18 protein-coding genes are annotated in these 26,308 nt (G+C 66.1%); 6 read left to right on the top strand and 12 right to left on the bottom strand.

Features of this window, described 5'->3' with window-relative positions; all coding sequences use genetic code 11:
* Window positions 1-179: 179 nt before the first annotated feature.
* Together ACUVWL_RS07435 and ACUVWL_RS07430 are read left to right on the top strand one after the other, a co-directional pair.
* Window positions 180-1,325: a response regulator gene (locus ACUVWL_RS07435; protein WP_032959453.1), complete on the top strand. Its 1,146-nt coding sequence runs from the start codon at window positions 180-182 to the stop codon at window positions 1,323-1,325.
* On the top strand, window positions 1,322-3,499 hold the full coding sequence (locus tag ACUVWL_RS07430) for a response regulator (RefSeq protein WP_046430396.1): 2,178 nt from the start codon (window positions 1,322-1,324) through the stop codon (window positions 3,497-3,499). Before ACUVWL_RS07435 ends, ACUVWL_RS07430 begins: the two co-directional genes overlap by 4 nt.
* 70 nt (window positions 3,500-3,569) lie before the next feature.
* Here ACUVWL_RS07430 and ACUVWL_RS07425 read toward each other — a convergent pair whose 3' ends face one another.
* The 5 genes from ACUVWL_RS07425 to betI all read right to left on the bottom strand — a co-directional run bounded on the left by ACUVWL_RS07425 (window position 3,570) and on the right by betI (window position 10,387).
* Window positions 3,570-4,442 carry a crotonase/enoyl-CoA hydratase family protein gene (locus ACUVWL_RS07425; protein WP_014647007.1) on the bottom strand — a complete coding sequence of 291 codons (873 nt, stop codon included), beginning with the start codon at window positions 4,440-4,442 and terminating at the stop codon, window positions 3,570-3,572.
* A 161-nt stretch (window positions 4,443-4,603) separates the two neighbouring features.
* The gene (locus ACUVWL_RS07420) at window positions 4,604-6,280 is read right to left on the bottom strand and encodes a long-chain fatty acid--CoA ligase (protein ID WP_014647008.1); all 1,677 of its coding nucleotides are present in this window, start codon (window positions 6,278-6,280) and stop codon (window positions 4,604-4,606) included.
* Window positions 6,281-6,501: 221 nt separating this feature from the next.
* Window positions 6,502-8,184, bottom strand: a complete 1,683-nt coding sequence (gene betA / locus ACUVWL_RS07415; protein ID WP_014647009.1) for a choline dehydrogenase — start codon at window positions 8,182-8,184, stop codon at window positions 6,502-6,504.
* A gap of 101 nt (window positions 8,185-8,285) precedes the next feature.
* A complete protein-coding gene (gene betB, locus ACUVWL_RS07410; protein WP_445978989.1) occupies window positions 8,286-9,758 on the bottom strand; it encodes a betaine-aldehyde dehydrogenase in 1,473 nt (490 codons plus the stop codon).
* 38 nt (window positions 9,759-9,796) lie between these two features.
* Window positions 9,797-10,387, bottom strand: coding sequence for a transcriptional regulator BetI (gene betI, locus ACUVWL_RS07405; protein ID WP_445978988.1), 591 nt, complete (start codon window positions 10,385-10,387; stop codon window positions 9,797-9,799).
* 168 nt (window positions 10,388-10,555) lie between these two features.
* Between betI and ACUVWL_RS07400 the strand changes: the two genes are divergently transcribed.
* Complete coding sequence (locus tag ACUVWL_RS07400; RefSeq protein WP_014647012.1) at window positions 10,556-12,106, top strand: BCCT family transporter; 1,551 nt, start codon at window positions 10,556-10,558, stop codon at window positions 12,104-12,106.
* A 128-nt stretch (window positions 12,107-12,234) separates the two neighbouring features.
* Here the strand turns inward: ACUVWL_RS07400 and acnA are convergent, their stop codons facing one another.
* On the bottom strand, window positions 12,235-14,988 hold the full coding sequence (gene acnA / locus ACUVWL_RS07395) for an aconitate hydratase AcnA (RefSeq protein WP_445978987.1): 2,754 nt from the start codon (window positions 14,986-14,988) through the stop codon (window positions 12,235-12,237).
* Between the two features lie 302 nt (window positions 14,989-15,290).
* On the opposite strand from acnA, the gene ACUVWL_RS07390 reads away from it, so the two are divergent.
* Genes ACUVWL_RS07390 through acnB form a run of 3 tightly spaced genes read left to right on the top strand, consistent with a single transcriptional unit; the run spans window position 15,291 to window position 18,555 of the window.
* Window positions 15,291-15,515, top strand: coding sequence for an AbrB/MazE/SpoVT family DNA-binding domain-containing protein (locus ACUVWL_RS07390; protein WP_005409505.1), 225 nt, complete (start codon window positions 15,291-15,293; stop codon window positions 15,513-15,515).
* A 6-nt stretch (window positions 15,516-15,521) separates the two neighbouring features.
* Window positions 15,522-15,920, top strand: a complete 399-nt coding sequence (locus ACUVWL_RS07385; protein WP_005416402.1) for a type II toxin-antitoxin system VapC family toxin — start codon at window positions 15,522-15,524, stop codon at window positions 15,918-15,920.
* Window positions 15,921-15,963: 43 nt separating this feature from the next.
* The gene (acnB, locus tag ACUVWL_RS07380) at window positions 15,964-18,555 is read left to right on the top strand and encodes a bifunctional aconitate hydratase 2/2-methylisocitrate dehydratase (protein ID WP_014647014.1); all 2,592 of its coding nucleotides are present in this window, start codon (window positions 15,964-15,966) and stop codon (window positions 18,553-18,555) included.
* Between the two features lie 144 nt (window positions 18,556-18,699).
* Here acnB and ACUVWL_RS07375 read toward each other — a convergent pair whose 3' ends face one another.
* The 6 genes from ACUVWL_RS07375 to ACUVWL_RS07350 all read right to left on the bottom strand — a co-directional run bounded on the left by ACUVWL_RS07375 (window position 18,700) and on the right by ACUVWL_RS07350 (window position 25,958).
* Window positions 18,700-19,845 (bottom strand): XVIPCD domain-containing protein, encoded by a 1,146-nt coding sequence (locus ACUVWL_RS07375; RefSeq protein ID WP_445978986.1) that lies wholly within the window; start codon window positions 19,843-19,845, stop codon window positions 18,700-18,702.
* Between the two features lie 219 nt (window positions 19,846-20,064).
* The gene (locus tag ACUVWL_RS07370) at window positions 20,065-20,703 is read right to left on the bottom strand and encodes a hypothetical protein (RefSeq protein WP_445978985.1); all 639 of its coding nucleotides are present in this window, start codon (window positions 20,701-20,703) and stop codon (window positions 20,065-20,067) included.
* 414 nt (window positions 20,704-21,117) lie between these two features.
* The gene (locus ACUVWL_RS07365) at window positions 21,118-22,191 is read right to left on the bottom strand and encodes a protein-glutamate methylesterase/protein-glutamine glutaminase (protein ID WP_014647016.1); all 1,074 of its coding nucleotides are present in this window, start codon (window positions 22,189-22,191) and stop codon (window positions 21,118-21,120) included.
* Window positions 22,188-22,784, bottom strand: a complete 597-nt coding sequence (cheD, locus tag ACUVWL_RS07360) for a chemoreceptor glutamine deamidase CheD (RefSeq protein WP_014037083.1) — start codon at window positions 22,782-22,784, stop codon at window positions 22,188-22,190. The genes ACUVWL_RS07365 and cheD overlap by 4 nt, the downstream gene beginning before the upstream one ends.
* A complete protein-coding gene (locus ACUVWL_RS07355; RefSeq protein WP_049407415.1) occupies window positions 22,781-23,650 on the bottom strand; it encodes a CheR family methyltransferase in 870 nt (289 codons plus the stop codon). The genes cheD and ACUVWL_RS07355 overlap by 4 nt, the downstream gene beginning before the upstream one ends.
* 37 nt (window positions 23,651-23,687) lie before the next feature.
* Window positions 23,688-25,958 carry a methyl-accepting chemotaxis protein gene (locus tag ACUVWL_RS07350; protein WP_445978984.1) on the bottom strand — a complete coding sequence of 757 codons (2,271 nt, stop codon included), beginning with the start codon at window positions 25,956-25,958 and terminating at the stop codon, window positions 23,688-23,690.
* Window positions 25,959-26,308 lie beyond the last annotated feature (350 nt).

The raw sequence follows: 26,308 nt of genomic DNA, 5'->3' as shown, positions 1-26,308 counted from the left end.
GCGCCGTCCCGAAACGAGACGGCGCGATTGACGCGTCCCGCACTCGGCGTATCGTAATTGCACTACCTTGACGCCTGTTATGGCTTGATCGGCGCCAGGGGGAGGGCACGGTGTGGGGAGTCCGCTTCACATTGTGATGACGATCATGAATCGGGACGCATGACACGGGAGTCAGGCCGATGCAGGGTGCGAGCGTTCGCAGCGGCAGAGTATCCTCGCCTGCTGATGATCCAGCGTGGTCGAGAAACCAGGCAGAGTACGCGTTGAACATCGTCATCGTTGACGACCAGACTTCGGCCCGGACGATGCTGCGTCACGTCATCGAAGACATCGCGCCGGAACTGAGCGTGTATGACTTCGGAGACCCGCTGACCGCATTGGCCTGGTGCGAAGCCCATCCGGTCGACCTGCTGCTGCTCGATTACCGCATGCCGGAGATGGATGGGCTGGAATTCGCCCGTCGTTTCCGTCGCCTGCCCAAGCACCGTGACATTCCGGTGATCCTGATCACCGTGGTCGGTGACGAGCCGATCCGGCAAGCGGCACTGGAAGCAGGCGTCATCGACTTCCTGGTCAAGCCGATCCGCCCGCGCGAGCTGCGGGCGCGCTGCTACAACCTGCTGCAGCTGCGCCAGCAGACCGAGAACGTGAAGCAGCGGGCGCTGTCGCTGGAGCAGCGCCTGCTGGCCAGCATGCATGAGGTCGAAGAGCGCGAGCGCGAGACGCTGTCGCGGCTGGCACGCGCGATCGAGTTCCGTGATGCCGGCACCAGCGCCTACCTGGAGCGCATGGCGCGCGTGGCCGGACTGATCGCCGAACAGCTCGGGCTGCCCGAAGAGGAGGTGCGCCTGATCGAAATGGCTGCACCGCTGCATGACATGGGCAAGATCGCCATTCCCGATGCGGTGCTGCTCAAGCAGGGCAAGCTCAACGAGGAAGAGCTGGCGATCATGCGCCGGCACCCGCGGATTGGCCATGAACTGCTGAGCGGCAGCCAGAATCGCTTCATCCAGGTTGGCGCGTTGATCGCACTGCGTCATCATGAGCGCTACGACGGCAGTGGCTATCCCGATGGGCTGGTCGGCGACGCGATTCCGCTGGAAGCGCGCATCGTGGCCGTCGCCGATGTCTTCGACGCCCTGATTTCGCCCCGTCCGTACAAGGAAGCATGGACCATGGAAGCCACCCTGGCTTATCTCTACGCCCAGCGTGGCCGCCTGTTCGATCCCCGATGCGTGGACGCGCTGCTGCGCGGCCGCGAACAGCTCGACCAGATCTGCGCCGAGCATTCGATGGCGTCCGCGCGCCCGGGGCTGGGCGCGTGAAACGCCTGTTGTCGCAGCTGCGGCTGCGCCTGTCCCAGCGCCAGGACAGCGAGCACGGCCAGCAGATCGTCCGCATCGTGCTGATCAGCCTGATCCTGGCCTACGTACTGTTGCCGGCACCGCGCCACGATCTGCCGCACACCCAGTACGTCGGTGTGCTGGCGATCGTGCTGACCGGCCTGAGCCTGTCACTGTTGCTGTTCGGCTGGCTGCTGTGGCGGCCGGCGCGTTCCGATCCCCGCCGCGTGCTGGGCATGTTGGCTGACTACGGCCTCATTGCTGCCGGCATGGTGCAGATGGGTGAGCCGCTGGCCTGGGTCTACATCGTGGTGATGTGGGTGACGGTCGGCAATGGCATGCGCTTTGGCAACCACTATCTGTACGTGGCGGTGGCCATGGCGATGGTGAGCTTCGGCTGCACCGTGATGCTGACGCCTTACTGGCAACAGAATTTCCGCCTGGCCATCGGCCTCTGGCTGGGCCTGGCAGCGGTGCCGCTGTACTTCTCGACATTGCTGCGGCAGTTGACCGAAGCGATGGCCGAGGCGCGCCGCGCCAGCGAGGCCAAGAGCCGGTTCCTGGCCAACATGAGCCATGAGTTCCGCACGCCGTTGAACGGTCTCAACGGCATGACCGAAGTGCTGGCCACCACGCGCCTGGATGACGAGCAGCGCGAGTGCCTCAACACCATCCAGGCGTCCTCGCGCAGCCTGCTGGCACTGGTGGAGGAAGTGCTGGACATCTCGGCCATCGAGGCCGGCAAGCTGCGCGTGGTGGCCGAGGACTTCGCCGTGGCCGACGTGATCCAGGCGATCGGTCTGATCCTGTTGCCACAGGCCAAGGCCAAACGGCTGGATTACCGGGTGAAGGTGGCCGATGGTGTGCCGCCACGCGTGCGCGGCGATGTCGGGCACCTGCGGCAGATCCTGCTGAACCTGGCGGGCAACGCGGTCAAGTTCACCGACCATGGCCGGGTCGAGATACGTGTCGGCGTGGTGCAGGCCGATGCCAGCGGTGCGGTGCGGTTGCGCTTCGACATCCTCGACACCGGCATCGGCGTGCCACCTGCCATGCGTGCACGGCTGTTCGACGCGTTCGAGCAGGCCGATGTCAGCATGGCGCGCCGCCACGAGGGGACGGGGCTGGGCACGACCATCGCCAAGGGCCTGGTCGAGGCGATGGACGGTGACATCGGCTATCTGGAAAACCCGCCGCGCGGCAGCCACTTCTGGGTCGAGCTGCCGTTCGCGCCGCCGCAGCCGCAGGTGCCGGGCGCGGTGCCGAGCCTGAGCGGCGACGAAGACGCGGGCCCGGGCGGCAACGTGATCGCTTTTGCCGATCCGTTCCTGCGCCATCGCGCCCGCGTGCGCAGCATGCAGATCCTGGTGGCCGACGACCACGAGGCCAACCGCATGGTCCTGCAGCGCCTGCTGCAGAAGGCCGGCCATCGCGTGCTGTGCGTGGACGGCGGTGAGGCGGTGCTGGATGCGCTGGCCGACAGCGAGTTCGACGCGGTCATCGTCGATCTGCACATGCCGGGCATGAGCGGGCTGGACATGCTCAAGGAACTGCGGGTGATGCAGGCCGGCGGCGGTCCGCGCACGCCGGTACTGGTACTCAGTGCGGATGTAACGCCCGAGGCGATCCAGCGCTGTACCCAGGCCGGCGCACATGCCTTCCTGGCCAAGCCCGTCGTTGCGGTGCGCCTGCTCGATACGCTGGCCGAGATCGCCAGCAATGCCCAGCTGAAGACCATGGCCGCACCGGTGGTGCGACCGGCGGCGCCGCTGCAGGATGGCGTGCTCGACAGCAGCGTGCTGGACGAACTGGCTTCGCTGGGCATGGGCGAGGGCTTCGAACGTGAGTTCATCCGCCAGTGCCTGGAGGACGTGGCGAGCTGCATGGGCAAGGCCGAGCAGGCCGGCGAGGCCACGCAGTGGGATGTGTTCCGCGAACAATCCCACGCGATCAAGGGCGTGGCCAGCAATCTCGGCCTGATGCGCGCGTCCAACCGTGCCGGCGAGCTGATGCGGATGGCCGACTGGCAGCTAAAGACCGAATGGCGTCAGCGCCTGGGCATCCTGCAGGAGGCGATCAAGGAAGGCCGGCGCGCGCTGGACGCGCGGGCCGAACGCCGCATGCGCGGCGCCGCCGATGATGGTGAAGCGCGCTGAGGCGTGGCGTGAACCCAAAAAAAGCCCGGTGGCGAGCCGGGCTTGAACCCATCCTGGGGGAGGGGAGGAATCAGGCCGCGTCGAGACTGGCGCGACGGGTCTGGGCCTTGATCAGGCGATCCATGGTGCGCAGCGAGCGGTCGCCGAGTGCGAGGGCGGAATCGACCCATACCTTGGTGATCTCCAGCAGTTCGTCGTAGCTGACCGGCTGGGCGATGGCGCGTGCGGCATTCATCGCCAGATAGGACTGCGGCGTGCGCTGCTGCTGGCGGATCAGTTCCTCGACCGCCGCCCGGCCTTCGCCCTTCTTCACCAGCACGTCGACCACGCCCATGGCATGCATCTCCTCGGCACTGTAGACCCGGCCGTCGAGGATGATCTTCTCGGCCAGATGGGGGGACACGCGCCGGCACAGGAAGGAGTACGCACCCATGCCCGGGAACAGGCCGAACAGCACCTCCGGCAGGCCCAGTCCGCTGCCTTCCTCGGCGACGATGGTGTGGCAGGCCAGGGCCATTTCCAGGCCGCCGCCGAGGGCGTCACCCTGGATCAGCGCGATCGAACGGACGTCGCCGCCGAACCCGGTATGCAGGTGGTGCACGCCCTCCACGCAGCGCTGGGCGTAGTTCAGCAGGAGGTCGCGGTTGCCTTCGCGGATCAGGCGGGTGAACAGGTCCAGGTCGCCGCCCAGGTTGTAGGCGACGGCATCGGAGGCCAGCACGAAATGCCGCAATGTCCCGTTGTGGCGTTCGGCAGGGCTGCGGGTGATGGCCGCCATGTAGCTCCACATTTCGTCGAGCATGTCCTTGCGGCAGCAGGGACGGATCCCGGTGGCGGCATCGGCGTGCATGAACAGCCAGTGGGCAGCGCCGTCGGCGCTGTCTTCGGTACGGATGGTGGCGAACGGTGAGCCGCTTGAAGGCAGCTTTTCGATGGTACTCATGGAAGGGTCCTCGGCATGCGGCCCGCAGTGTCAGGTGGGTGGCCGGCGGGCCGAACGGTCCACACACGCGGCGATGCTACACCGCCTCAGCGGCGTCGCATGCGAAAGGGCCCGGGACGTTTCCGCCCCGGGCCCTGCACTGTCCAGATTGCCGCAAACCCTTACTGGGCGGGCGTATCGCGGAGTTCGCGACGGAGGATCTTGCCGACGTTGGTCTTCGGCAGCTCCTTTCGGAATTCAACGATTTTGGGGTGCTTGTAGCCGGTCAGGTTGGCCCGGGCATGCTCCTTGACCATTTCGGCGGTCAGGTTCGGGTCCTTCTTCACGATGACCACCTTCACCACCTCGCCGGACTTGTCGTCCGGGACGCCGACCGCGGCCACTTCCAGCACGCCCGGCATCATCGCGATCACGTCCTCGACTTCGTTCGGGTACACGTTGAAGCCGGACACCAGGATCATGTCCTTCTTGCGGTCGACGATGTAGAAGAAGCCGTGTTCGTCCATCTTGGCCATGTCGCCGGTATGCAGCCAGCCGTCCGCGTCGATGGCCTTGGCCGTTTCCTCCGGGCGCTGCCAGTAGCCCTTCATCACCTGCGGGCCCTTGATGCAGAGCTCGCCGACCTCGCCCAGCGGCAGGATGGCACTGTTGTCATCCTTGATGCAGGCATCGGTGGAGGGGATCGGCAGGCCGATCGAGCCGTTGTACTCGGTCAGGGTAAGCGGGTTGATGCAGGCTGCCGGCGAGGTCTCGGTCAGGCCATAGGCCTCGACCAGGGTCACGCCGGTGACCTTCTTCCAGCGCTCGGCGACGGCGCGCTGCACCGCCATGCCGCCGCCCAGGGTGACCTTCAGCGAGGAGAAGTCGACCGTGTCGAAACCGGGGGTGTTGAGCAGGCCGTTGAACAGCGTGTTGACGCCGGTGATGGCGGTGAAACGCACCGACTTGAGCTCCTTGACGAAGCCCTTCATGTCGCGCGGGTTGGTGATCAGGTGATTGCAGCCACCGAACTTCATGAAGACCAGCCCGTTCGCGGTCAGTGCGAAGATGTGGTACAGCGGCAGGGCGGTGATGATCCACTCCTTGCCCATCTCGATGCCGGACGCACTGATCCAGGCCGAGGCCTGCTGCATGTTGGCGATCAGGTTGCGGTTGGTCAGCATCGCGCCCTTGGCCACGCCGGTGGTGCCGCCGGTGTACTGCAGGAACGCGATGTCGTCGTGGTCGATCTCGACCTTGGGCAGGCTGTGGCGGCTGCCGAGCTTGAGCGCCTGGCGGAAGCGCACCGCGCCCTTGAGATGGTAGTTGGGCACCATCTTCTTGATGTACTTCAGCACGAAGTTGACGATCACGCCCTTGGCGCCGAGCAGGTCGCCAAGGCCGGTGGTGACCACATGCTTGACCGGCGTATCGGCGATGACCTGCTCGACGGTGTCGCCGAAGTTGTCGACCACCACCAGCGCGGTCACGCCGGCATCGACCAGCTGGTGCTTGAGCTCGCGGGCGGTGTACAGCGGGTTGACGTTGACCACGGTCAGGCCGGCGCGCAGCACGCCGAAGGTGGCCACCGGGTACTGCAGGCAGTTGGGCATCATCAGGGCGACGCGGTCACCCTTCTTGAGCTTGAGCTCACCGAGCAGGTAGGCCGCGAACTGTTCGACCAGCGCGTCGGTCTCGCCGTAGGTGAGGACCTTGCCGAAGCTGGAGTAGGCGGGACGGTCGCGGAATTTCGCGACGGAAGCGTCGAAGACCGAAGCTACCGAATGGAACTCGTTGACGTCGATCTCGGCGGGAACGCCTTTCGGATAGCTCTGCAGCCAGGGACGATCCAGACTCATATTCCCCCTCCAGGAATCGTGATGTATTAGGTCCGGCCCTGAGCGTATCGACAACGGCCGGTCATTGCAGCATACCCCGCCGTAGGGAAAACGCGAAGAGGCCCCGAAGAGCCTCCTTGCTGGGTAGTGCTGGCCGCTGGCCGGCATCTGCGCTGGACGGACCATACGATGGATGCCGGCCAGCGGCCGGCACTACCGTGGCCCCAAGCGGGCCGGCTGCGTCAACCCTGCTTGCGAACGGGTGCGCCGTTGGCCTTGTAGTACGGCGCGGTGCTACGGGCGAGCGGGGTGCGGCCGCGGATCACGTCGGCCAGCTTCTCGGCCATCATGATGGTCGGCGCGTTGAGGTTGCCGGTCACCACCTGCGGCATGATCGAGGCATCGACGATGCGCAGGCCTTCCAGCCCGTGTACGCGGCCCTGGCCATCGACCACCGCCATCGGATCGTCGGCATGGCCCATCTTGTTCGAGCACGACGGGTGATAGGCAGTCTCGGCGTGCTCGCGCACGAACGCATCGATCTGCGCGTCGGTCTGCAGCGCGCTTCCCGGCGAGATCTCGCGGCCGCTGTACGGGGCCAGCGCCGGCTGCGCGAAGATCTCGCGGGTGATGCGGATCGCCGCACGGAACTCGCGCCAGTCCTGGTCGTGCGACATGTAGTTGAACAGGATGCTCGGATGTTCGCGCGGGTCCTTCGAGCGCACGTGGATGCGGCCGCGGCTGGGTGAGCGCATCGAACCGACGTGCATCTGGAAGCTGTGCGCCTTGATCGGGTTGGAGCCGTTGTAATTGATCGCCACCGGCAGGAAGTGGTACTGCAGGTTCGGCCAGTCGAATTCGGCGTCGCTGCGGATGAAGCCACCGGCCTCGAACTGGTTGCTGGCGCCGATGCCGGTGCCCAGGAACAGCCACTCGGCACCGATCGCCGGCTGGTTGTACAGCTTCAGTGCCGGCGCCAGCGACACCGGCTTCTTGCACTCGTACTGCAGGTACATCTCAAGGTGGTCCTGCAGGTTGGCGCCGACGCCCGGCAGGTGGTGCACCAGGTCGATGTCCAGGCTGCGCAGCAGGTCGGCCGGGCCGACGCCCGAGCGCTGCAGGATCTGCGGCGAGGCGATGGCGCCGCCGCACAGCAGCACTTCGCGGCGGGCGGTGGCGCGCTGCGGCTGGTCGCTGTGCAGCCACTGCACGCCCACGGCGCGCTTGCCCGAGAACAGGATGCGGTCGGTCAGCGCGTGGGTGACGATGGTCAGGTTCGGGCGCGGCTTGGCCAGGTCCAGGTAGCCGCGGGCGGTGCTGGAACGACGGCCCTTCGGGGTCACCGTGCGGTCCATCGGGCCGAAACCTTCCTGCTGGTAGCCGTTGAGGTCGTCGGTGCGCGGGTAGCCGGCCTGCACGCCGGCTTCGACCATCGCAGCGAACAGCTCGTTGTTGCCGGCCTTCGGCGTGGTAACGCGCAGCGGGCCGTCGCCACCGTGGTAGTCATTGGGGCCGATATCACGGGTTTCGGCCTTGCGGAAGTAGGGCAGGCAGTCCAGGTAGGTCCAGTCTTCCAGGCCCGGCATGCTGGCCCAGTTGTCATAGTCCATCGCGTTGCCGCGGATGTAGCACATGCCGTTGATCAGCGACGAGCCGCCCAGGCCCTTGCCGCGGCCGCAGTCCATGCGGCGGTTGTTCATGAAGGGCTCCGGATCGGTCTTGTACGCCCAGTTGTAGCGCTTGCCCTGCAGTGGGAAGGCCAGTGCCGCCGGCATCTGGGTACGGAAGTCGAGCCGGTAGTCCGGGCCACCGGCTTCCAGCAGCAGCACGCTGACATCGGCATCTTCGGTGAGGCGGGTAGCCAGCACGTTGCCGGCCGAACCGGCGCCGATGATGATGTAGTCGTACTCGTTGTGGGTGCTCATGGGTGTCTCCTGCAGGCCGGGGCGCGCTGCATGCAGGCGTCCCGGCGGGATGTCGGATCGGCGCGGTGGCCGGACGATGGGGCGTGCTGGCGGCGCGCCGGTCAGAACACGCTGGCGTAGTCGCCCAGCTCGACCTGCACCGACTTGATGCGGGTGTAGTGGCCGAGGGTCGAGATGCCGTTCTCGCGGCCGACGCCGGATTCCTTGTAGCCACCGACGGGCATTTCGGCCGGCGATTCGCCCCAGGTGTTGATCCAGCAGATGCCGGCTTCCAGGCGGTGGATGATGCGGTGGGCGCGGCTGACGTCCTTGCTGACCACGCCCGCGGCGAGGCCGAAGGTGGTGTCGTTGGCACGACGCACCACTTCGTCTTCGTCGTCGTAGGCGAGGATGCTCATCACCGGCCCGAAGATCTCTTCCCGGACAATCGTCATGTCATCGCGGCAGTCGGAGAACACGGTCGGCAGCACGTACGCGCCATTGGCCAGCGCGCCTTCGGTGGCACGGCCGCCGCCGGTCAGCAGGCGGGCGCCTTCGGCCTTGCCGCTTTCGATGTAGCGCAGCACGTTTTCCATGTGCGGGAAGCTGGTCAGCGGGCCGAAGTTGGTCTCGGCGGCCATCGGGTCGCCGATGCGGATGCGCTTGACGCGCTCGACAACGGCGGCCTCGAACGCGGCCAGCATGCTGCGCGGCACGAACACGCGGGTGCCGTTGGTGCAGACCTGGCCGGAGCTGAAGAAGTTGGCCATCACCGCGATGTCGGCGGCGCGGTCCAGATCGGCGTCATCGCAGATCACCAGCGGCGACTTGCCGCCCAGCTCCATGGTCACTTCCTTCAGCGACGAGGACGCCGCGCTGGCCATGACCTTCTTGCCGGTGGAGACGCCGCCGGTGAAGGAAATCTTCTCGATCACCGGGTGCTCGGTCAGCCACTGCCCGATCTCGCGGCCCGGGCCCTGCACGACGTTGAACACGCCGGCCGGCACGCCGGCTTCGGTGTAGATCTCGGCCAGCCGGATCGCGGTCAACGGGGTCACTTCGGACGGCTTGAACACCATCGCATTGCCGGCGGCCAGGGCGGGGGCCGACTTCCACATGGCGATCTGGATCGGGTAGTTCCAGGCGCCGATGCCGGCCACCACGCCCAGCGGTTCGCGGCGGGTGTAGAAGAAGCTCGATTCGCGCAGCGGCAGCTGGATGCCTTCGATGGCGGTGGCCAGGCCAGCGTAGTACTCGACCACGTCGGCGCCGGTGACGATGTCCACGGTGGTGGTCTCGGCCAGCGCCTTGCCGGTGTCCAGGGTTTCCAGGTGGGCCAGTTCGTCGTTGCGCTCGCGCAGGAGCTCGACGGCGCGGCGCAGGATGCGCGAGCGCTCCATGGCCGTCATCGCGGCCCACACCTTCTGGCCTTCGGCCGCGCTCTGCACGGCGCGCTCGACGTCGGCCTGGCTGGCAACCTGCACTTCGGCGATCACCTCACCGGTGGCCGGGTTGACGGTCTTGAAGGTCTTGCCGCTGGTGGCATCGACGCGCTGGCCGTGGATGTAGAGCTGTTGGACGGGCAGGGTGGTCATGGGGCGTACTCCTTGGAAGGGGGCGGGTGCTGAAGCGCTTATAGCGCGGCAGCCTGCAACTGGAAGTCGATGTAGCCGTAGGCGATGCGCCGCGACTTGTCGGCGTTGAACTGGCCGCCGACCAGGCTGCCACGCAGCCACAGGCCGTCGATCATCGCGGCCAGGCCACGGGCGGCCATGCGGGCCTGCGGGTGGGGCAGCAGGCGGTTGAACTGGTGGCACAGGTTGGAGAACAGGCGCTGGTCGTTGGCGCGCTGCAGCCGGGCCAGTTCCGGCTGGTGCATGCTGGCGGCCCAGAACGTGAGCCAGACGCGCATTGCGGTACCGTTGATCTGACTGTCGTCGAAGTTGCCATCGACGATGGCACGCAACTGCTCGCGGGGGTCATCGCTGGCCTCGGCGCGGTAGCGGGCGACGGCGTCCTTCAGCTCGCGCAGGATCTGCCGCATTGCAGCATTGAGCAGGCCGTCCTTATCGCCAAAGTAGTGGGCGACGATGCCGCTGGACAGCCCTGCCTTCTTCGCGATGGTGGCGACGGTCGCGTCGGCCATGCCGATCTCGTCGATGGTCTGGAAAGTGGCCCGGATCAGCTGTTCGCGCCGTACCGGTTCCACGCCTTTCTTCGGCATTGTCTCTCCACGGATTGCGACCCGAAGGATCGGCTGCCCGCCATTATGCTTTTTATTGATTGAACGTTCAATCAATAAACCCTAGGATGCGCTCGCGCCCCACGCCATGGGCCCGGTTTACCGGTCCGGCCCCGCCCATGTGCTCCCCCGGACTGATGAGACGATCCCATGTCTTCCCTGGCTCATCCCAAGCGTTCGCCCCTGCGCTTGAACCGTTTTGTCTTTCTCAGCTCCTCGGTGTCGATCGGCATCCTCGGGCTGCTCACCGTTCTCTATCCCGAAGGCAGCGAGCACTGGCTGCAATGGGCGCAGGCCGAGGTGTCGGCCGCGTTCGGCTGGTGGTACATGCTGCTGATCGTGCTGTGCCTGGGCTTCGTGCTGTGGCTGGCGTTCTCGCCGTATGGCCGCATCCGCCTGGGCCACAACGAGGAGTCACCGGCGTTTGGCTACGTTGCCTGGGTCTCGATGCTGTTCTCGGCCGGCATCGGCATCGCGCTGCTGTACTACGGTGCCTACGAGCCGCTGGACCATTTCCTGCATCCGCCCGGGCAACCCGGCGGGACCGTGGCCGCCGGCCGCGAAGCGATGGTGCTGACCTTCCTGCACTGGGGCCTGCACGGCTGGGCGCTGTACGCGCTGGTCGGCGTGGCGCTGGGCTACTTCGCGTACCGCCGCGACCTGCCGCTGGCGCTGCGCTCGGCGCTGTACCCGATCTTCGGTGAGCGCATCCACGGCCGCATCGGCGACATGGTCGATGGTTTCGGCATCCTGGCCACGCTGATCTCGATGGTGACCAACCTCGGCATCGGCGCGCTGGTGGTGCAGTCCGGCCTGGTCTACCTGTTCCACATCCCGGATACGCCGCAGGTGCTGGTGGCCATCGTGCTGGTGATGATGGTGGTGGCCACCATCGGCGTGGTCGCCGGTGTGGAAAAGGGCATTGCCTGGCTGTCCAACCTCAATGTGCGCCTGCTGTGTGGCCTGCTGCTGTTCGTGCTGGTCACCGGCCCGACCCTGCACCTGTTCGATGGCCTGATCCAGAATACTGGTGATTATCTCGGCGCGTTCGTGCGCAAGAGCTTCGACATGTACCTCAACGACCCGAAGGGCCGTGAGTGGATGGGCTCGTGGACGCTGTTCTACTGGGCCTGGTGGATCGCCTGGGCGCCGTTCGTCGGCCTTTTCGTGGCACGCATCTCGCGCGGCCGCACCATCCGCGAAGTGATCATGGGCGTGCTGCTGATCCCGCTCGGCTTCACCCTGGCCTGGCTGTCGATCTTCGGCAACACCGCCATCGACCTGGTGCTCAACCACGGCCAGGCGATCCTGGGTGAGGTGGCCCAGCACGATGCGGCGATGACGCTGTTCAAGCTGCTGGAATACCTGCCCGGCGCGCCGTACGTGGCCGGTGCCGCAGTGGTGATCGGCTTCGTGCTGTTCCTGACCCCGGTCGACTCGGGCACGCTGATGATCGCCAACCTGTGCACCCGTCGCGTTGACGATGGTGTGGAAGACGGCCATGACGCGCCGATCTGGCTGCGCGTGTTCTGGGCGGCCGGCATCACCGTGGCCAGCGTCGGCCTGCTGCTGGCCGGCAATTTCAGTGCGATGCAGACGGCGGTGGTGCTGTGTGGCCTGCCGTTCTCGTTCACGCTGGCGTTCTACATGTGGGGCCTGCTGAAGGCGCTGCGCACCGACCCGGACGCACCCCGCCGCTGAGCGCCTCTGTAGAGCCGAGCCCACGCTCGGCTGCTGTTGGCGCAGAAGCAGACGAGCGCAGGCTCGGCTCTACAGGGGGGCATCGCAGACGGAAAGGGCCGGACCCGCAAGGATCCGGCCCTTTTCCGTTACTTGGCTGCCAGCTGGCGCAGCACGTACTGCAGCAGGCCGCCATGACGGAAGTACTCGACTTCCTTCGGGGTCAGCAGCATCACCGAGACCTCGAAGGTCTTCTTCGTGCCATCGGCCTTGGTCGCGGTGACCGTGGCGCGCTTGCTGGCACCGTCCTGCAGGCCGGTGATGTCGATCACTTCCGAGCCGTCCAGGCCCAGGCTCTGCGCGTTCTCGCCGTTGCGGAACTGCAGCGGCAGCACGCCCATGCCGACCAGGTTGGAGCGGTGGATGCGCTCGAAGCTTTCGGCGATGACCGCCTTCACCCCCAGCAGCAGGGTGCCCTTGGCCGCCCAGTCGCGCGACGAACCGGTGCCGTATTCCTTGCCGGCCAGCACCACCAGCGGCACCTTGTCGGCCTTGTACTTCATGGCCGCATCGTAGATCGCCAGCTTCTCCGGCTGGCCACCGCCGGCGGGGTAGTACAGGGTGTTGCCGCCTTCCTCGCCACCGAACATCAGGTTCTTGATGCGGATGTTGGCGAAGGTGCCGCGGACCATCACGTCATCGTTGCCGCGGCGGCTGCCGTAGCTGTTGAAGTCGGCCGGCTGCACGCCGCGTTGCTGCAGGAAGCGGCCCGCCGGCGAGTCCTTCTTGATGTTGCCGGCCGGGGAGATGTGGTCGGTGGTGATCGAATCGCCGAACAGGCCCATCACGCGTGCGCCGTGCACGTCGTCGATGCTGCCGGTCTGCATGGTCATGCCATCGAAGTACGGCGGGTTCTTGATGTAGGTGGAGGCATCGCTCCACGCGTACAGGTTGCCGTCCGGCGAGGCGATGGTGTTCCAGCGGGTGTCGCCCTTGAACACGTCGGCGTAGTTCTGCTTGAACATCTCCGGGCCGATGGTGGCGGCGATGACATCGCCGATTTCCTTGTTGCTCGGCCAGATGTCGCGCAGGAACACCGGCTGGCCATCGCTGCCGGTGCCCAGCGGCTGGGTGGTCAGGTCGATGTCGGTGGTGCCGGCGATGGCATAGGCCACCACCAGCGGCGGGCTTGCCAGGTAGTTCATCTTCACTTCGGGGTGCACGCGACCCTCGAAGTTGCGGTTGCCCGACAGCACCGAGGTGACGACCAGGTCGCCGGTGGCGATGCCGGCGCTGACTTCGGTCGGCAGCGGGCCGGAGTTGCCGATGCAGGTGGTGCAGCCGTAGCCGACCACGTAGAAGCCGATCTTCTCCAGCTCCTTCAGCACGCCGGCCTTTTCCAGGTAGTCCGTGACCACGCGCGAGCCCGGCCCGAGCGAGGTCTTCACCCACGGCTGGCGGTTCAGGCCCTTGGCGGCCGCATTGCGGGCCAGCAGGCCGGCACCGATCATCACCGCCGGGTTGGAGGTATTGGTGCAGGAGGTGATGGCGGCGATGACCACCGCGCCATCCTTCAGCCGCACCTTGCGGCCTTCGATCTCGATGTCGGCGAAGCCCTTGGCCAGCTGCTCGTTGCCGACCGCCGCGCCGCCGCCTTCATTGACGAACGAGGAAACATCATCACTGCGCTTGTCGCGGTTGCTGGTCATGCCAACCAGTGCTTCGCGGTAGTTCTTCTGCACGTCCTCCAGCAGCACGCGGTCCTGCGGACGCTTCGGGCCAGCCAGCGACGGCTTCACCGTGCCCATGTCCAGTTCCAGCGTGGTGCTGTACTGGGCATGCGGGCTGCCCGGTTCGTGCCACAGGCCCTGTGCCTTGGCATAGGCTTCGACCAGGTCGATCTGCTCTTCGCTGCGGCCGGACAGGCGCAGGTAGTTCAGCGATTCGGCGTCGATCGGGAAGATGCCGCAGGTGGCGCCGTACTCCGGGGCCATGTTGCCGATGGTGGCACGGTCGGCCAGCGGCAGGTGCTGCAGGCCGTCACCGTAGAACTCGACGAACTTGCCGACGACGCCCAGCTTGCGCAGCATCTGGGTGACGGTCAGCACCAGGTCCGTAGCGGTGGCACCCTCGGGCAGCTTGCCGGTCAGCTTGAAGCCGACCACCTGCGGAATCAGCATCGACGACGGTTGGCCGAGCATGGCGGCCTCGGCTTCGATGCCGCCCACGCCCCAGCCAAGCACGCCGATGCCGTTGATCATGGTGGTGTGGCTGTCGGTACCGAACACGGTATCGGGGTAGGCGACCGCCTTGCCGTCCTTGTCGGCGGTCATCACTACGCGGGCCAGGTTCTCCAGGTTCACCTGGTGGACGATGCCGGTGTTCGGCGGCACCACCTTGAAGTTGTCGAAGGCCTTCTGGCCCCAGCGCAGGAAGCCGTAGCGTTCCTGGTTGCGCTGGAACTCGATCTTGCCGTTGAGGTCCAGCGCGTCCGGCTTGCCGAACACATCGACCTGCACCGAGTGGTCGATGACCAGTTCGGAGGGGATCTGCGGGTTGATCTGCTCCGGCGAGCCGCCCAGCTTGACGACCGCGTCGCGCATCGCGGCCAGGTCGACCACGCAGGGCACGCCGGTGAAGTCCTGCAGGACCACGCGCGCCGGCATGAAGGCGATCTCGGTGTCCGGCTCGGCCGCCGGGTTCCAGCGGGCCACGGCTTCGATGTGGTCCTTGCCGACGGTGATACCGCCGTCCTCGTGCCGGAGCAGGTTCTCCAGCAGGATCTTCATCGAGTAGGGCAGGTGGGAGATATCGAAGCGCTGGCCCAGCGTGGGCAGGCTGAAGTAGTCGTAGGTCTTGCCGCCGACGTTCAGCTGGCTGCGGGTGGAGAACGAATCGCTCATGCGGGGTAACTCCTTCTTGCGGATGGCTTGCAGTGGCCCGCGCATGGGCGGGCCTGCTTGCGGTCGCCGCGGGCCTGACGGCCCCGGTCGTCCCAGTATGAACCTCAGACTGAATGGATTCATCCGGGCCGGGTCCCGGCCTGCGGCATCGGTTCCAGACTACAGGGGAAGGTGTATGGCGTATGTCACGTTTGTGGCCGATCCTTTGCGAGGCAAGGGCTGGCGGGGCGCCGGTCCTGTTCAGGGTGGAAGTATGCCCGGGGAAGTATGTATAATTTGTGCATACTCTGGAGGGCCTACCGATGGAAGCCACTGTTGCAGAACGCGGACAGATCACCCTGCCCAAGGCGGTGCGTGATGCCCTCGGCCTGACCAAGGGCACGCTGCTGAAGGTCGAGCTGGACGGCAGCCGCATCATCCTGCGCAAGAGTGTTGACGATGCGATTTCACGGGCGCGCGGCAAGTTTGCGCTGGACGGCTTCGAATCGTCCGACGCAGCGGTACGCGCGGTGCGTGACGAGGAATAAGCCGTGATGATCGCCGTCGATTCACCGGTGCTGGTCGAGCTGCTCAGCAATGGTCCGCAGGCCGATGCCGTGGAAGCCATCCTCCGGCAGAGCCTGGTCGGTGGCCGCGTGGTGGTCTGTGGCGCGACCCTGGCCGAGGTCTGCGCATCGCTGCGCGGCGGCGCCGAGGTGCTCGAAGCGCTGGAAGAAATGGGCGTGCACTTCAACCCGATGGAAGCCAAGTCGGCGCTGCGCGCCGGCGAGATGCACCGCCGTCATCGCCAGCGCGGCGGCAGCCGCCGCAGCCTGGACGAATTCATGGTCGGCGCCCACGCACTGCTGCAGTGTGACGGCCTGATCACCTGGAACGACACGTTTTACCGCGACTACTTCAAGGGCCTGAAGCTGATCGTGCCGCACGCCTGAGCCCACTTTGTTATTTCAACCTACGCATTACCCGGGAGTTGTCATGTTGGAAGCCTACCGCCACCACGTCGCCGAGCGCGCTGCGCTTGGCATCCCGCCGCTGCCGCTGAGCGCGCAGCAGACGGCCGATGTCATCGAACTGCTGAAGAACCCGCCGCAGGGCGAGGCCGAGTTCCTGCTCGACCTGCTGACCCATCGCGTGCCGGCCGGTGTCGATGACGCGGCCAAGGTCAAGGCCTCTTACCTGGCGGCGATCGCCCTGGGCAGCGAGCAGAACCCGCTGATCAGCCGCGAGCGCGCCACCGAACTGCTGGGCACCATGCTCGGCGGTTACAACGTCGCCCCGCTGGTGCAGCTGCTGGACGACGCCAGCGTCGGCACCATCGCCGCCAACGGCCTGAAGAAGACCCTGCTGGTGTTCGATGCGTTCCATGACGTGCAGGAAAAGGCCAAGGCCGGCAACGCCAACGCCCAGGCCGTGCTGCAGAGCTGGGCCGATGCCGAGTGGTTCACCAGCAATCCGGAAGTGCCGCAGAGCCTGACCGTCACCGTGTTCAAGGTGCCGGGCGAGACCAACACCGACGACCTGTCGCCGGCACCGGACGCGACCACCCGCCCGGACATTCCGATGCACGCCCTGGCGATGCTGAAGAACAAGCGCGACGACGCGCCGTTCACCCCGGAAGAAGACGGCAAGCGCGGCCCGATCCAGCAGATCCTTGACCTGAAGGACAAGGGCCATCTGGTCGCCTACGTCGGCGACGTGGTCGGCACCGGTTCCTCGCGCAAGTCGGCCACCAACAGCGTGCTGTGGTGGACCGGCGATGACATTCCGTTCATCCCGAACAAGCGCGCCGGTGGCGTCTGCCTGGGTTCGAAGATCGCCCCGATCTTCTACAACACCATGGAAGATGCCGGCGCGCTGCCGATCGAGCTGGACGTGTCGAAGATGGAACACGGCGATGTGGTCGAGCTGCGTCCGTACGAAGGCAAGGCGCTGAAGAACGGTGAAGTGATCGCCGAGTTCCAGGTCAAGTCCGACGTGCTGTTCGACGAAGTGCGTGCCGGTGGCCGCATTCCGCTGATCATCGGCCGTGGCCTGACCGGCAAGGCGCGCGAAGCGCTGGGCCTGGCCCCGACCGATCTGTTCCGCCTGCCGGTGCAGCCGGTCGACACCGGCAAGGGCTTCTCGCTGGCGCAGAAGATGGTCGGCCGCGCCTGTGGCCTGCCGGAAGGCCAGGGCATGCGCCCGGGCACCTACTGCGAACCGAAGATGACCTCGGTGGGCTCGCAGGACACCACCGGCCCGATGACCCGCGACGAGCTGAAGGACCTGGCGTGCCTGGGCTTCTCGGCCGACCTGGTGATGCAGTCGTTCTGCCATACCGCCGCGTACCCGAAGCCGGTGGACGTGAAGACCCACCACACCCTGCCGGAGTTCATCTCCACCCGTGGCGGCGTTTCGCTGCGCCCGGGCGACGGCGTGATCCACAGCTGGCTCAACCGCATGCTGCTGCCGGACACCGTCGGCACCGGTGGTGACTCGCACACCCGTTTCCCGGTGGGTATTTCGTTCCCGGCCGGTTCGGGCCTGGTCGCCTTCGCCGCGGCCACCGGCGTGATGCCGCTGGACATGCCGGAGTCGGTGCTGGTGCGCTTCAAGGGCAAGATGCAGCCGGGCGTGACCCTGCGTGACCTGGTCAACGCGATCCCGCTGTACGCGATCAAGTCGGGCCTGCTGACCGTGGCCAAGGCTGGCAAGAAGAACATCTTCTCCGGTCGCATCCTGGAAATCGAAGGCCTGCCGGAGCTGAAGGTCGAGCAGGCGTTCGAACTGTCCGATGCCTCGGCCGAGCGTTCGGCGGCCGGTTGCTCGGTGCGCCTGAACAAGGAACCGATCATCGAGTACCTGACCAGCAACATCACCCTGCTGAAGTGGATGATTGCCGAGGGTTACCAGGACCCGCGTTCGCTGCAGCGTCGCATCGAGAAGATGGAAGCGTGGCTGGCCAACCCGCAGCTGCTGGAGCCGGATGCCGACGCCGAATACGCCGCCGTCATCGAGATCGACCTGGCCGACATCCATGAGCCGATCGTGGCCTGCCCGAACGACCCGGACGACGTGAAGACCCTGTCCGAAGTGGCCGGCGCCAAGATCGACGAAGTGTTCATCGGTTCGTGCATGACCAACATCGGTCACTTCCGCGCCGCTGCGAAGCTGCTGGAAGGCAAGCGTGACCTGCCGACCCGCCTGTGGGTGGCCCCGCCGACCAAGATGGATGCTTCGGAGCTGACCAAGGAAGGCGTGTACGGCACCTTCGGCGCTACCGGCGCGCGCATGGAAATGCCGGGCTGCTCGCTGTGCATGGGCAACCAGGCGCAGATCCGCGAAGGCTCCACCGCGATGTCGACCTCGACCCGCAACTTCCCGAACCGCCTTGGCCGCAACACCAACGTGTACCTGGGTTCGGCGGAACTGGCGGCGATCTGCTCGCGCCTGGGCCGCATCCCGACCAAGGAGGAGTACATGGCGGACATCGGCGTGATCAACGCCAATGGCGCGGAGATCTACCGCTACATGAACTTCGACCAGATCGAGGAATACCAGGACGTGGCCAAGACGGTCGCTGCCTGATGCGGTAACTGAAAACCCCCGGCTCGCGCCGGGGGTTTTTTTGTGAGCGGATGACGCATGGTAGTGCCGGCCGCTGGCCGACAACCCGTTGAAACGAAGAACCTCCGGTGAAAGCCGGGTTTCTATTGTGCCCGGCCAGGTGGCCTAGCCCATGCGCATCGCGGTTCGGGTCTGCTCCTGGGCGTGGTCTTGCTGACCGACCTGCTGTGCCTGCGCAATCTGTTCGGCCTTGGCGATCGACTGCTCCACCGGCGTATTGATTGCCTCGCTGATCGGAACCGACGCCCGCAGGTGTGCCGGATTGCCCGGTGCTCCCTGCACAACGAACATGCGAGGGCCCGAGCCATCGCTGGGTGGACTGCCCAGGACCACATGATCAACGCGTTCGAGGCCGCTGCTCTTGGCCGTCGCAAGCAGGCTGGCCGTCATGCGCTCACTGGTTTCATCGAAGTTGCGCCCGTGCCTGGCATCCACGGCGGATACACCATCGCGGATCTGCTGGTAGAGCGCATGGTCTGGATGGCCTTCCTTCCTGGGATCCAAGCCTGCCTTGTCCAAGGTTGACTCAATGCTCTCCTGCAATGGACTCCTGGGAGAGAAGCCGGGATTGCCGAGAGAGGGCGAGCCCTTGTCGGTTGCATCCTGGGTCAGTTGCTCCCCCGGCCTGAGCGCATTCCGGGCCCGCTGCTCCGCTTCAGCCTCGCGGCGGGCATATGCACCGGCTTCCTCAATACCGCGCAGGTAATTGACCCCGTCGCGCAGCAGGCCAGGTCCGCCGCCGACAAGCATGGTCGCGCCTGCGCGCAACTGATGAACATCACTGCGGTAGTCGGCAATCCGGCGCAGGTCTTCGGGATCTGTGATCCGGGCCTGGGGATTGTCCAGTACAGACGGCACCGGGCCCTTGCCGGTCACGCGATCAAGGAAATGAACCAATCGATGGGAGTCGCCCAACTGGACCGCCACCGCGGCGGACATGACATGGCCGCTTTTCATCCCAGGTGTTCCAAGCGAGGCGATGCGCTGGCCGTGCTCGGCGTTGCGCAGGACCTCCAGTTCCCTGGGCAGCGCATACATCTCGACCTTGCCGTAATGAGGACCGCCCGCGCTGACCAGGTCGCCTGCCATCACATGGTTGGTGAAGGGCGCCGCGTTGGCCGGCTGGCCCTCAGGAAGGCGATACGCCAGCCCGGCAGCACCGTAAGGATTGAATGCGTCGCCGGGGAGGTTGTAGTGGTGTGCAGTGATCTGGGCGAGCGCGCCGCCCAGCGAGTGGCCGGTGACGTACACCGGACCATACCCATTCTCTTTAGCCAGATCGATCGCCTGCTTGGTGAGTGCGAGGGCATCGCCGAGTTGTGCGTTGACTCTTGACGCCTTGGTAGCCGATGGCAGAGTTTAGGCTGGCCAGTACACGATATTCCGTCCCGGCGATGGTAACAATGGCCTTGGGCGCAGGGAGCGGATCCTTGTAGACATGATCTGAGAGGGCTGCATTTGCTCCAGGATTCATTGGGCTGTTCCTTCAGTCCGTGTGGAGATTTCGATTGGGAAGTAATCCTTTCGCTTATCTTGAGGCATCTTCTCGTACCAAGTCGAAGGCTCGGTAGGCGTCCACTCTGGCGATCCCCCTGAAGTCATGGGGCGTAAGGCGCGATGTACGTAGGTAGTAGCGAGTTTCTCGGTTTCAAGCTTTGTGAATGAAGTCCATGCGGTTGCTTGGATAGGGCGATCATCGATGATGAAGGCGAATGAAGCTTCCACGAGCACGGGTGTCCAAGTGCACGGGCCGCGACCGTAATAGTCGGCAACTTCCATGCCATCGTTGAATACAACACTGCTGAATTCAGTGGCACTGAGGCGCTGTGCCTGAAGCTCAACCTTGTGCTGGTTCGGCTCGTACTGCACCCCCTCCCAATTGTTGACCGGAGGGAGACAGAGTGGGTCTATCTCATACGTGACAAAGACCGAAGGAACGGGGACATCCACGGGTGCATCGTGGACCCGAATCACAATCGGCAGCGCATCCCTGGGTGCAGGATTCTCGCGATAGACCGGATGTGAGCGTTCCTTGTTGCAGCCCGGAACGGCCAGTGTGATCGAGGCGATCAACGCAACGTGAGCAAGGGGCGGGAGAACTTTCAGCATGAGCGGTCCATGTCGCTGCAGGATTTTCCTTGATCCCTGGAACATGCGGTCTCATCACGAACGACGGCGCCGCATCCGGGCAAGTGCGACAGGTTGCGCAGTGGGTATTGCCCGCTATCCGGACCTCCCTCCCTGCGTACCCGAGCAGCGCGGCCTTGCGGGGTAACGTTCATCGGCGTTCCATTGCTGTGCGATACCTGACTATACGACCCGCTCCAGCCGCGCTCCAAGTCGGTGTCCTGCGGGCCTCCCGTTTGGCGCGCATGGCTTGCGGCAGGATCAAACCTCGATCAGCGTCGTTGAAACATCAATGGTCGAAAGTGCTGGCGGCGGATCGGCAATGGAGCCTGACGTCTCTTGGAGGTGTCCAGCAGGGTGCAGAGCCGAGCATGGGCTCGGCTCTACAGGGACCTGTCAGCCGCGGGCGAGGGCGAGCAATCGCTCGGCGATCCGCTCCAGCGGCACCTGTTCCTCGGCCGCGCCCAGCTTGAACGCGGCACCCGGCATGCCCCAGACCACGCTGGTGGCTTCGTCCTGCACCAACGTCGGCGCGCCGGCCTGGCGCATTTCCAGCAGGCCGCGTGCGCCGTCGTCGCCCATGCCGGTGAGGATGGCGCCGATGGCGTTGCCACCGGCGTTCTGCGCGACCGAACGGAACAGCACGTCCACTGCCGGCTTGTGGCGGTTCACTGCCGGGCCATCGTCGACGCGGCAGCGCCAGCGCGCACCGTCGCGGATGATCCGCAGGTGCTTGCCGCCCGGCGGCAGGTAGGCGTGGCCGGGCAGCACCGCTTCGCCGTCGCTGGCCTCACGTACCGCCATCGCCGAGTGGCGGTCCAGGCGTTCGGCGAAGGCACTGCTGAAGCTGGCCGGCAGGTGCTGGGTCATCACCACGGCGGGCGCGTCGGCAGGCATGCCTTCCAGCACCACGCGCAGCGCTTCGGTGCCGCCCGCCGAGGAACCGATCGCGATCAGCCGGTCGGTGGTGCGGAACTGCGGCGCGGCCGGGCGTATCGCGGGCGCGGCGTCCAGCATGAGCTTCGGCGCGGCAGCGCGCACCAGCGGACGTACCCGCGAGCGCGCCGCCATCTTGACCTTGGCGATGATCTCGTCGGCGTAGCCCTGCAGGCCGCGGGCCACGTCCAACTTCGGCTTGGACACAAAATCCACGGCGCCCAGCGCCAGTGCCTGCAGGGTGGTGTCGGCGCCGCGCTCGGTGAGCGAGGAGATCATCACCACCGGCAACGGGTGCAGGCGCATCAGGTTTTCCAGGAACGCCAGCCCGTCCATGCGCGGCATTTCCACGTCCAAGGTGATCACGTCCGGGGCCAGTCGCTTGATCTTTTCACGGGCCAGCAGCGGGTCGGCGGCGGTGCCGACCACGTCGATGGCGGGATCGCTGGACAGGATCTCGGTGAGCATCTGGCGCACGACGGCAGAGTCGTCGACGATCAGCACCCGGCAGGGGGCGTTGCCGGTAAAGGTCATTCGAACAGCTCCACGCCACCGGTGACCGGCGCCTTGGACAGGCGCGCACGCACCGCCGATTCGGTGGCGGCCACTTCGGCCTCATGCGCATGCGGCAGGCGCTGCACCACCACGCGGCCGGTGTCAGCGAAGAACCAGATCTTGCGCGGATGGATGCCGCACAGGTCCTCGGCGATGATCGGGATGTGCTCGGCCTGCAGGTACTGGCGCACGAACTCGGCGTTGCGGGTGCCCACTGGATTGCTGGTGAAGCCCTTGAGCACGTTGGCGCCGCCGAACACCTTGGCTTCGATGCGCTTGCGGTGGGCGCCCCGCTTGAGCATGTCGTTGATCAGCAGTTCCATCGCATAGCTGCCGTAGCGTGCGGGTGCGCCGTCACCGGCGTTGCCCTCCGGCAGCAGGAAGTGGTTCATGCCGCCGATCTTCAGCACCGGGTCGCGCAGGCACGCCGCCACGCAGGAGCCCAGCGTGGTGGTCAGCGCAGTGGTGTCATCGACCACCAGGTATTGGGTCGGCAGCAGCTTGGCGGCGATGGTCTGGAAGCGCGCATCCTGGTAGCGCATCACATCGTCGGTACGCAGCGAGGCATTCATGCGCCGGCCTTTGCCGCACGGCGGTACAGGGTGCGGCCGCAGGGCTGGATCAGGTCGGCGGCGTGCAGGTAGTTCTCCGAATGGCCGGTGTAGAGCAGGCCGTCATCGGCCAGGTGCTGGACCAGGCGACCGAGGATGGCGCGCTGGGTCGGCTTGTCGAAGTAGATCATCACGTTGCGGCAGAACAGCGCGTCGAACGGGCCGCCGACGTCGTAGCGCGGGGCGAGCAGGTTCAATGGGCGGAACTCGATCAGTTCGCGCAGCGCCGGCAGCACGCGGCACTGGCCCTCGTTGGGGCCGCTGCCGCGCTGGAAGTAGCGGCGGCGCAGGTCCGGATCGAGGCTGGCGACGCGATCGATGTTGTAGACGCCGCGGCCGGCGGTGGCCAGCACCTGGGTATCGACGTCGGTGGCAATGATGCGTACCGGCGGCTTCAACGTGCCGAAGGCCTCGCAGGCGGTGATCGCCATCGAATAGGGCTCTTCGCCGGTGGACGCCGCGCACGACCACAGCAGCAGTGGGGCGCGGCTGGAGCGCTGTTGGAGTTCCTCGCGCAGCTTGTCGAAGTGATGCGGTTCGCGGAAGAACGAGGTCAGGTTGGTGGTCAGCGCGTTGGTGAACGCCTGCCATTCGTCACCATCTTCCTGCTCCAGATGGTCCAGGTACTGCTGGAAGCTGCGCATGCCCAGCGTGCGCAGGCGGCGCGACAGGCGGCCATAGACCATGTCGCGCTTTGCCGGCGCGAGGGCGATGCCCACGCGCTGGTAGATCAGGTCGCAGACGCGGCGGAAATCGCGGTCGGCGAACTCGAATTCGCGCGGGCCGGTGACGATGGGGGTAGGACTTTGCACGGGGGACGTGTCCATCGGCAGAGGCGGCGGCCGCAGCCGCCGCGGGTGGGTCTCAGAATTCCTGCCAGTCGCTGTCGCTGGCGGCGAAGGTGCTGGCGTTGCTGCTGCGGCGGACCGGAGCGGGCGTGCTGGTCGGCTGCGGGCGTGCCACGGTGGTGATACGGGCCGGCTCCGCGCGCGCGGCCACGGCCTTCACTGCGGCGGACACCTGGTTGTCGAGGCGGAAGATCGCCACGGCGTCAGCCAGCTGGCCGGCCTGGTCCTCCATCGCGCGTGCCGCAGCAGTGGCTTCTTCCACCAACGCAGCATTCTGCTGGGTGGTTTCGTCCATCTGCACCACGGTCTGGTTGACCTGCTCGATGCCCGCCGACTGTTCCTGCGAGGCCGCAGAGATCTCGGCCATGATGTCGGTCACGCGCTGCACCGAGGCGACGATCTCGCCCATGGTCGCGCCGGCCTTGTGTACCAGCGCCGAGCCTTCGGCAACCTTGCCGACCGAGTCGTCGATCAGGCCCTTGATCTCCTTGGCGGCGGCGGCCGAGCGCTGGGCAAGGGTGCGCACTTCGCTGGCGACCACGGCGAAGCCGCGACCCTGTTCACCGGCACGGGCGGCTTCCACTGCGGCATTCAGTGCCAGGATGTTGGTCTGGAAGGCAATGCCGTCGATGACCGAGATGATCTCGGCGATCTTCTTCGACGAGGCTTCGATGGCCGACATGGTGGTGACCACCTGGCCGACCACGTCACCGCCCTGCGAGGCGACACCGTGCGCGCCGATGGCGAGCTGGTTGGCCTGGCGTGCGTGCTCGGCGTTCTGGCGCACGGTGGAGGTCAGTTCCTCCATCGAGGCGGCGGTTTCTTCCAGATTGGCGGCCTGCTGCTCGGTGCGGCGCGACAGGTCGCTGTTGCCGGAGGCGATCTCGCCGGCGGCCAGGGTGATGCTGGAGGCGCTGGCCTGGATCTGGCCGACGATCTGGGTCAGCTGTGCAACGGTGGTGTTGGCATCGTCGCGCATGCGTGCGAACACGCCCTGGTAATCACCGTGCATGCGTGCGGTCAGGTCACCTTCGGCGATGGCCGACAGCAGCTGCGAGAGCTTGCCGAGGTTGTCATCGCTGACCGCCATCATCGCGTTGAGGTTCTCCAGCATCAGGCGGAAATCGTGATCGAAGCGCTGCGCATCGCCACGGAGGCTGAAGTCGCCGGCGGCGGCGGCGCTGGCCAGCTGCTTGATCTCGGCATTGATGCGGCCGAGGTTGGCCTTGACCGTATCAACGGTGGTTGTCATCGCGGCCTTTTCGCCCGGGTAGCGTGCAATGTCGCGGCTGAGATCGCCAACCGCGTACTGCTGCACCACGTCCAGCACGTCGTGCAGGGTCTGCACGTGGCCGCCGACCAGGGCGTTGGTTTCCTGCACCATCAGCCCGTACTCGCCGGGGAAGGCGCTGGCGTCGATGCGGTAGCTCAGTTCGCCGCCGTCATGACGGCGCGCCATTTCGCGCTGGCCGGTGATGACTGCATGCAGCTGCTGCTGCATGCCGGCCATGGCCTCCAGCAGGCGGCCGGTTTCGTCGTGCGGCTGCGGGCCGATGTGGCTGTCCAGCTTGCCGCCGGCGATGCCTTCGGCCACGGCGGTGGCCTGCTTCAGCGGCACGGCGATGCGGTTGCCGATGACCCAGCTCAGGGCCAGCACGATCAGCACCAGTACGCCACCAGAGACCGCCATGATGGCGGTGAACACCAGCGCCTGTTTCTGCACGTCGTCCATGTAGACGCCGCTGCTGACCACCCAGTTCCAGGGCGCGAACAGGCCGGCATAGGCGACCTTCTCGACCTCGCCCTTGCTGCCCGGCTTGGCCCAGCGGTAGTTGACGAAGCCGCCGCCGGCGCGAGCCGCTTCGACCTGGTCGTAGTAGATCCGTACGCCGTCGTCGGTGCGGAAGTCCTTCATGTCCTTGCCGACCAGGTCCTTGCGGAACGGGTGCATCAGCAGGCGGTAGCCGGTGTCGTAGATGTTGAAGTAGTAGGTATCGTTCCCGGCGCGCATGACCTCCAGCGCCTGCAGCGCGGCGCTCTTGGCGGCCTCTTCGCTGAGCTCGCCGGTACCGGCCAGGCGGTGGTAGTGCAGCAGGATGCCGTAGCTCAGTTCGACCTGGGTCTTCAGCGCGCTCTTGCGGGTTTCGGTCAGGTCCAGGTACTGCATGCGGGCGGCGATCACCGAGAGCGCGATCACGCCGAGCGCGATGAGCAGCGTCAGCAGGTTGAGCTTGCGCCGGACGGAAAGATTGCGGAAGTAGTGTTGCCAGCGATGCAGGAGATTCATCGAGCAGGACCAGGTCGAAGCGGGCGGGCGGCGCCGTGCCGGTCAGCGGCGGGATACGCCGTGACAACCCCGTTATCGGCCGCGCGGGCGGGGGATTGAGGTGCGGTGTCCGAACGTATTCAGGTTTCCTTGCAGCGGCGGCTGCGGCGCTGCCTGCGGCAGGCTTTTGAAGCAACGGCAACGGCAACGGCAACGGCAACGGCAGGTCATGGCGATGGGTAGCTACGGGTTGGCCGGGTCGGGGTGGGCAGGCAGGACACGCCGTGAACCCATCCATGGGGGCTCGATGGCGCCATCCATGGCGCCAACGGTCCTGCCTGCCCACCCCGACCCGGCCCTCCCGGCATTTC

Source organism: Stenotrophomonas muris (assembly GCF_052751275.1).
This window is presented reverse-complemented; position numbering and strand designations above follow the sequence as displayed.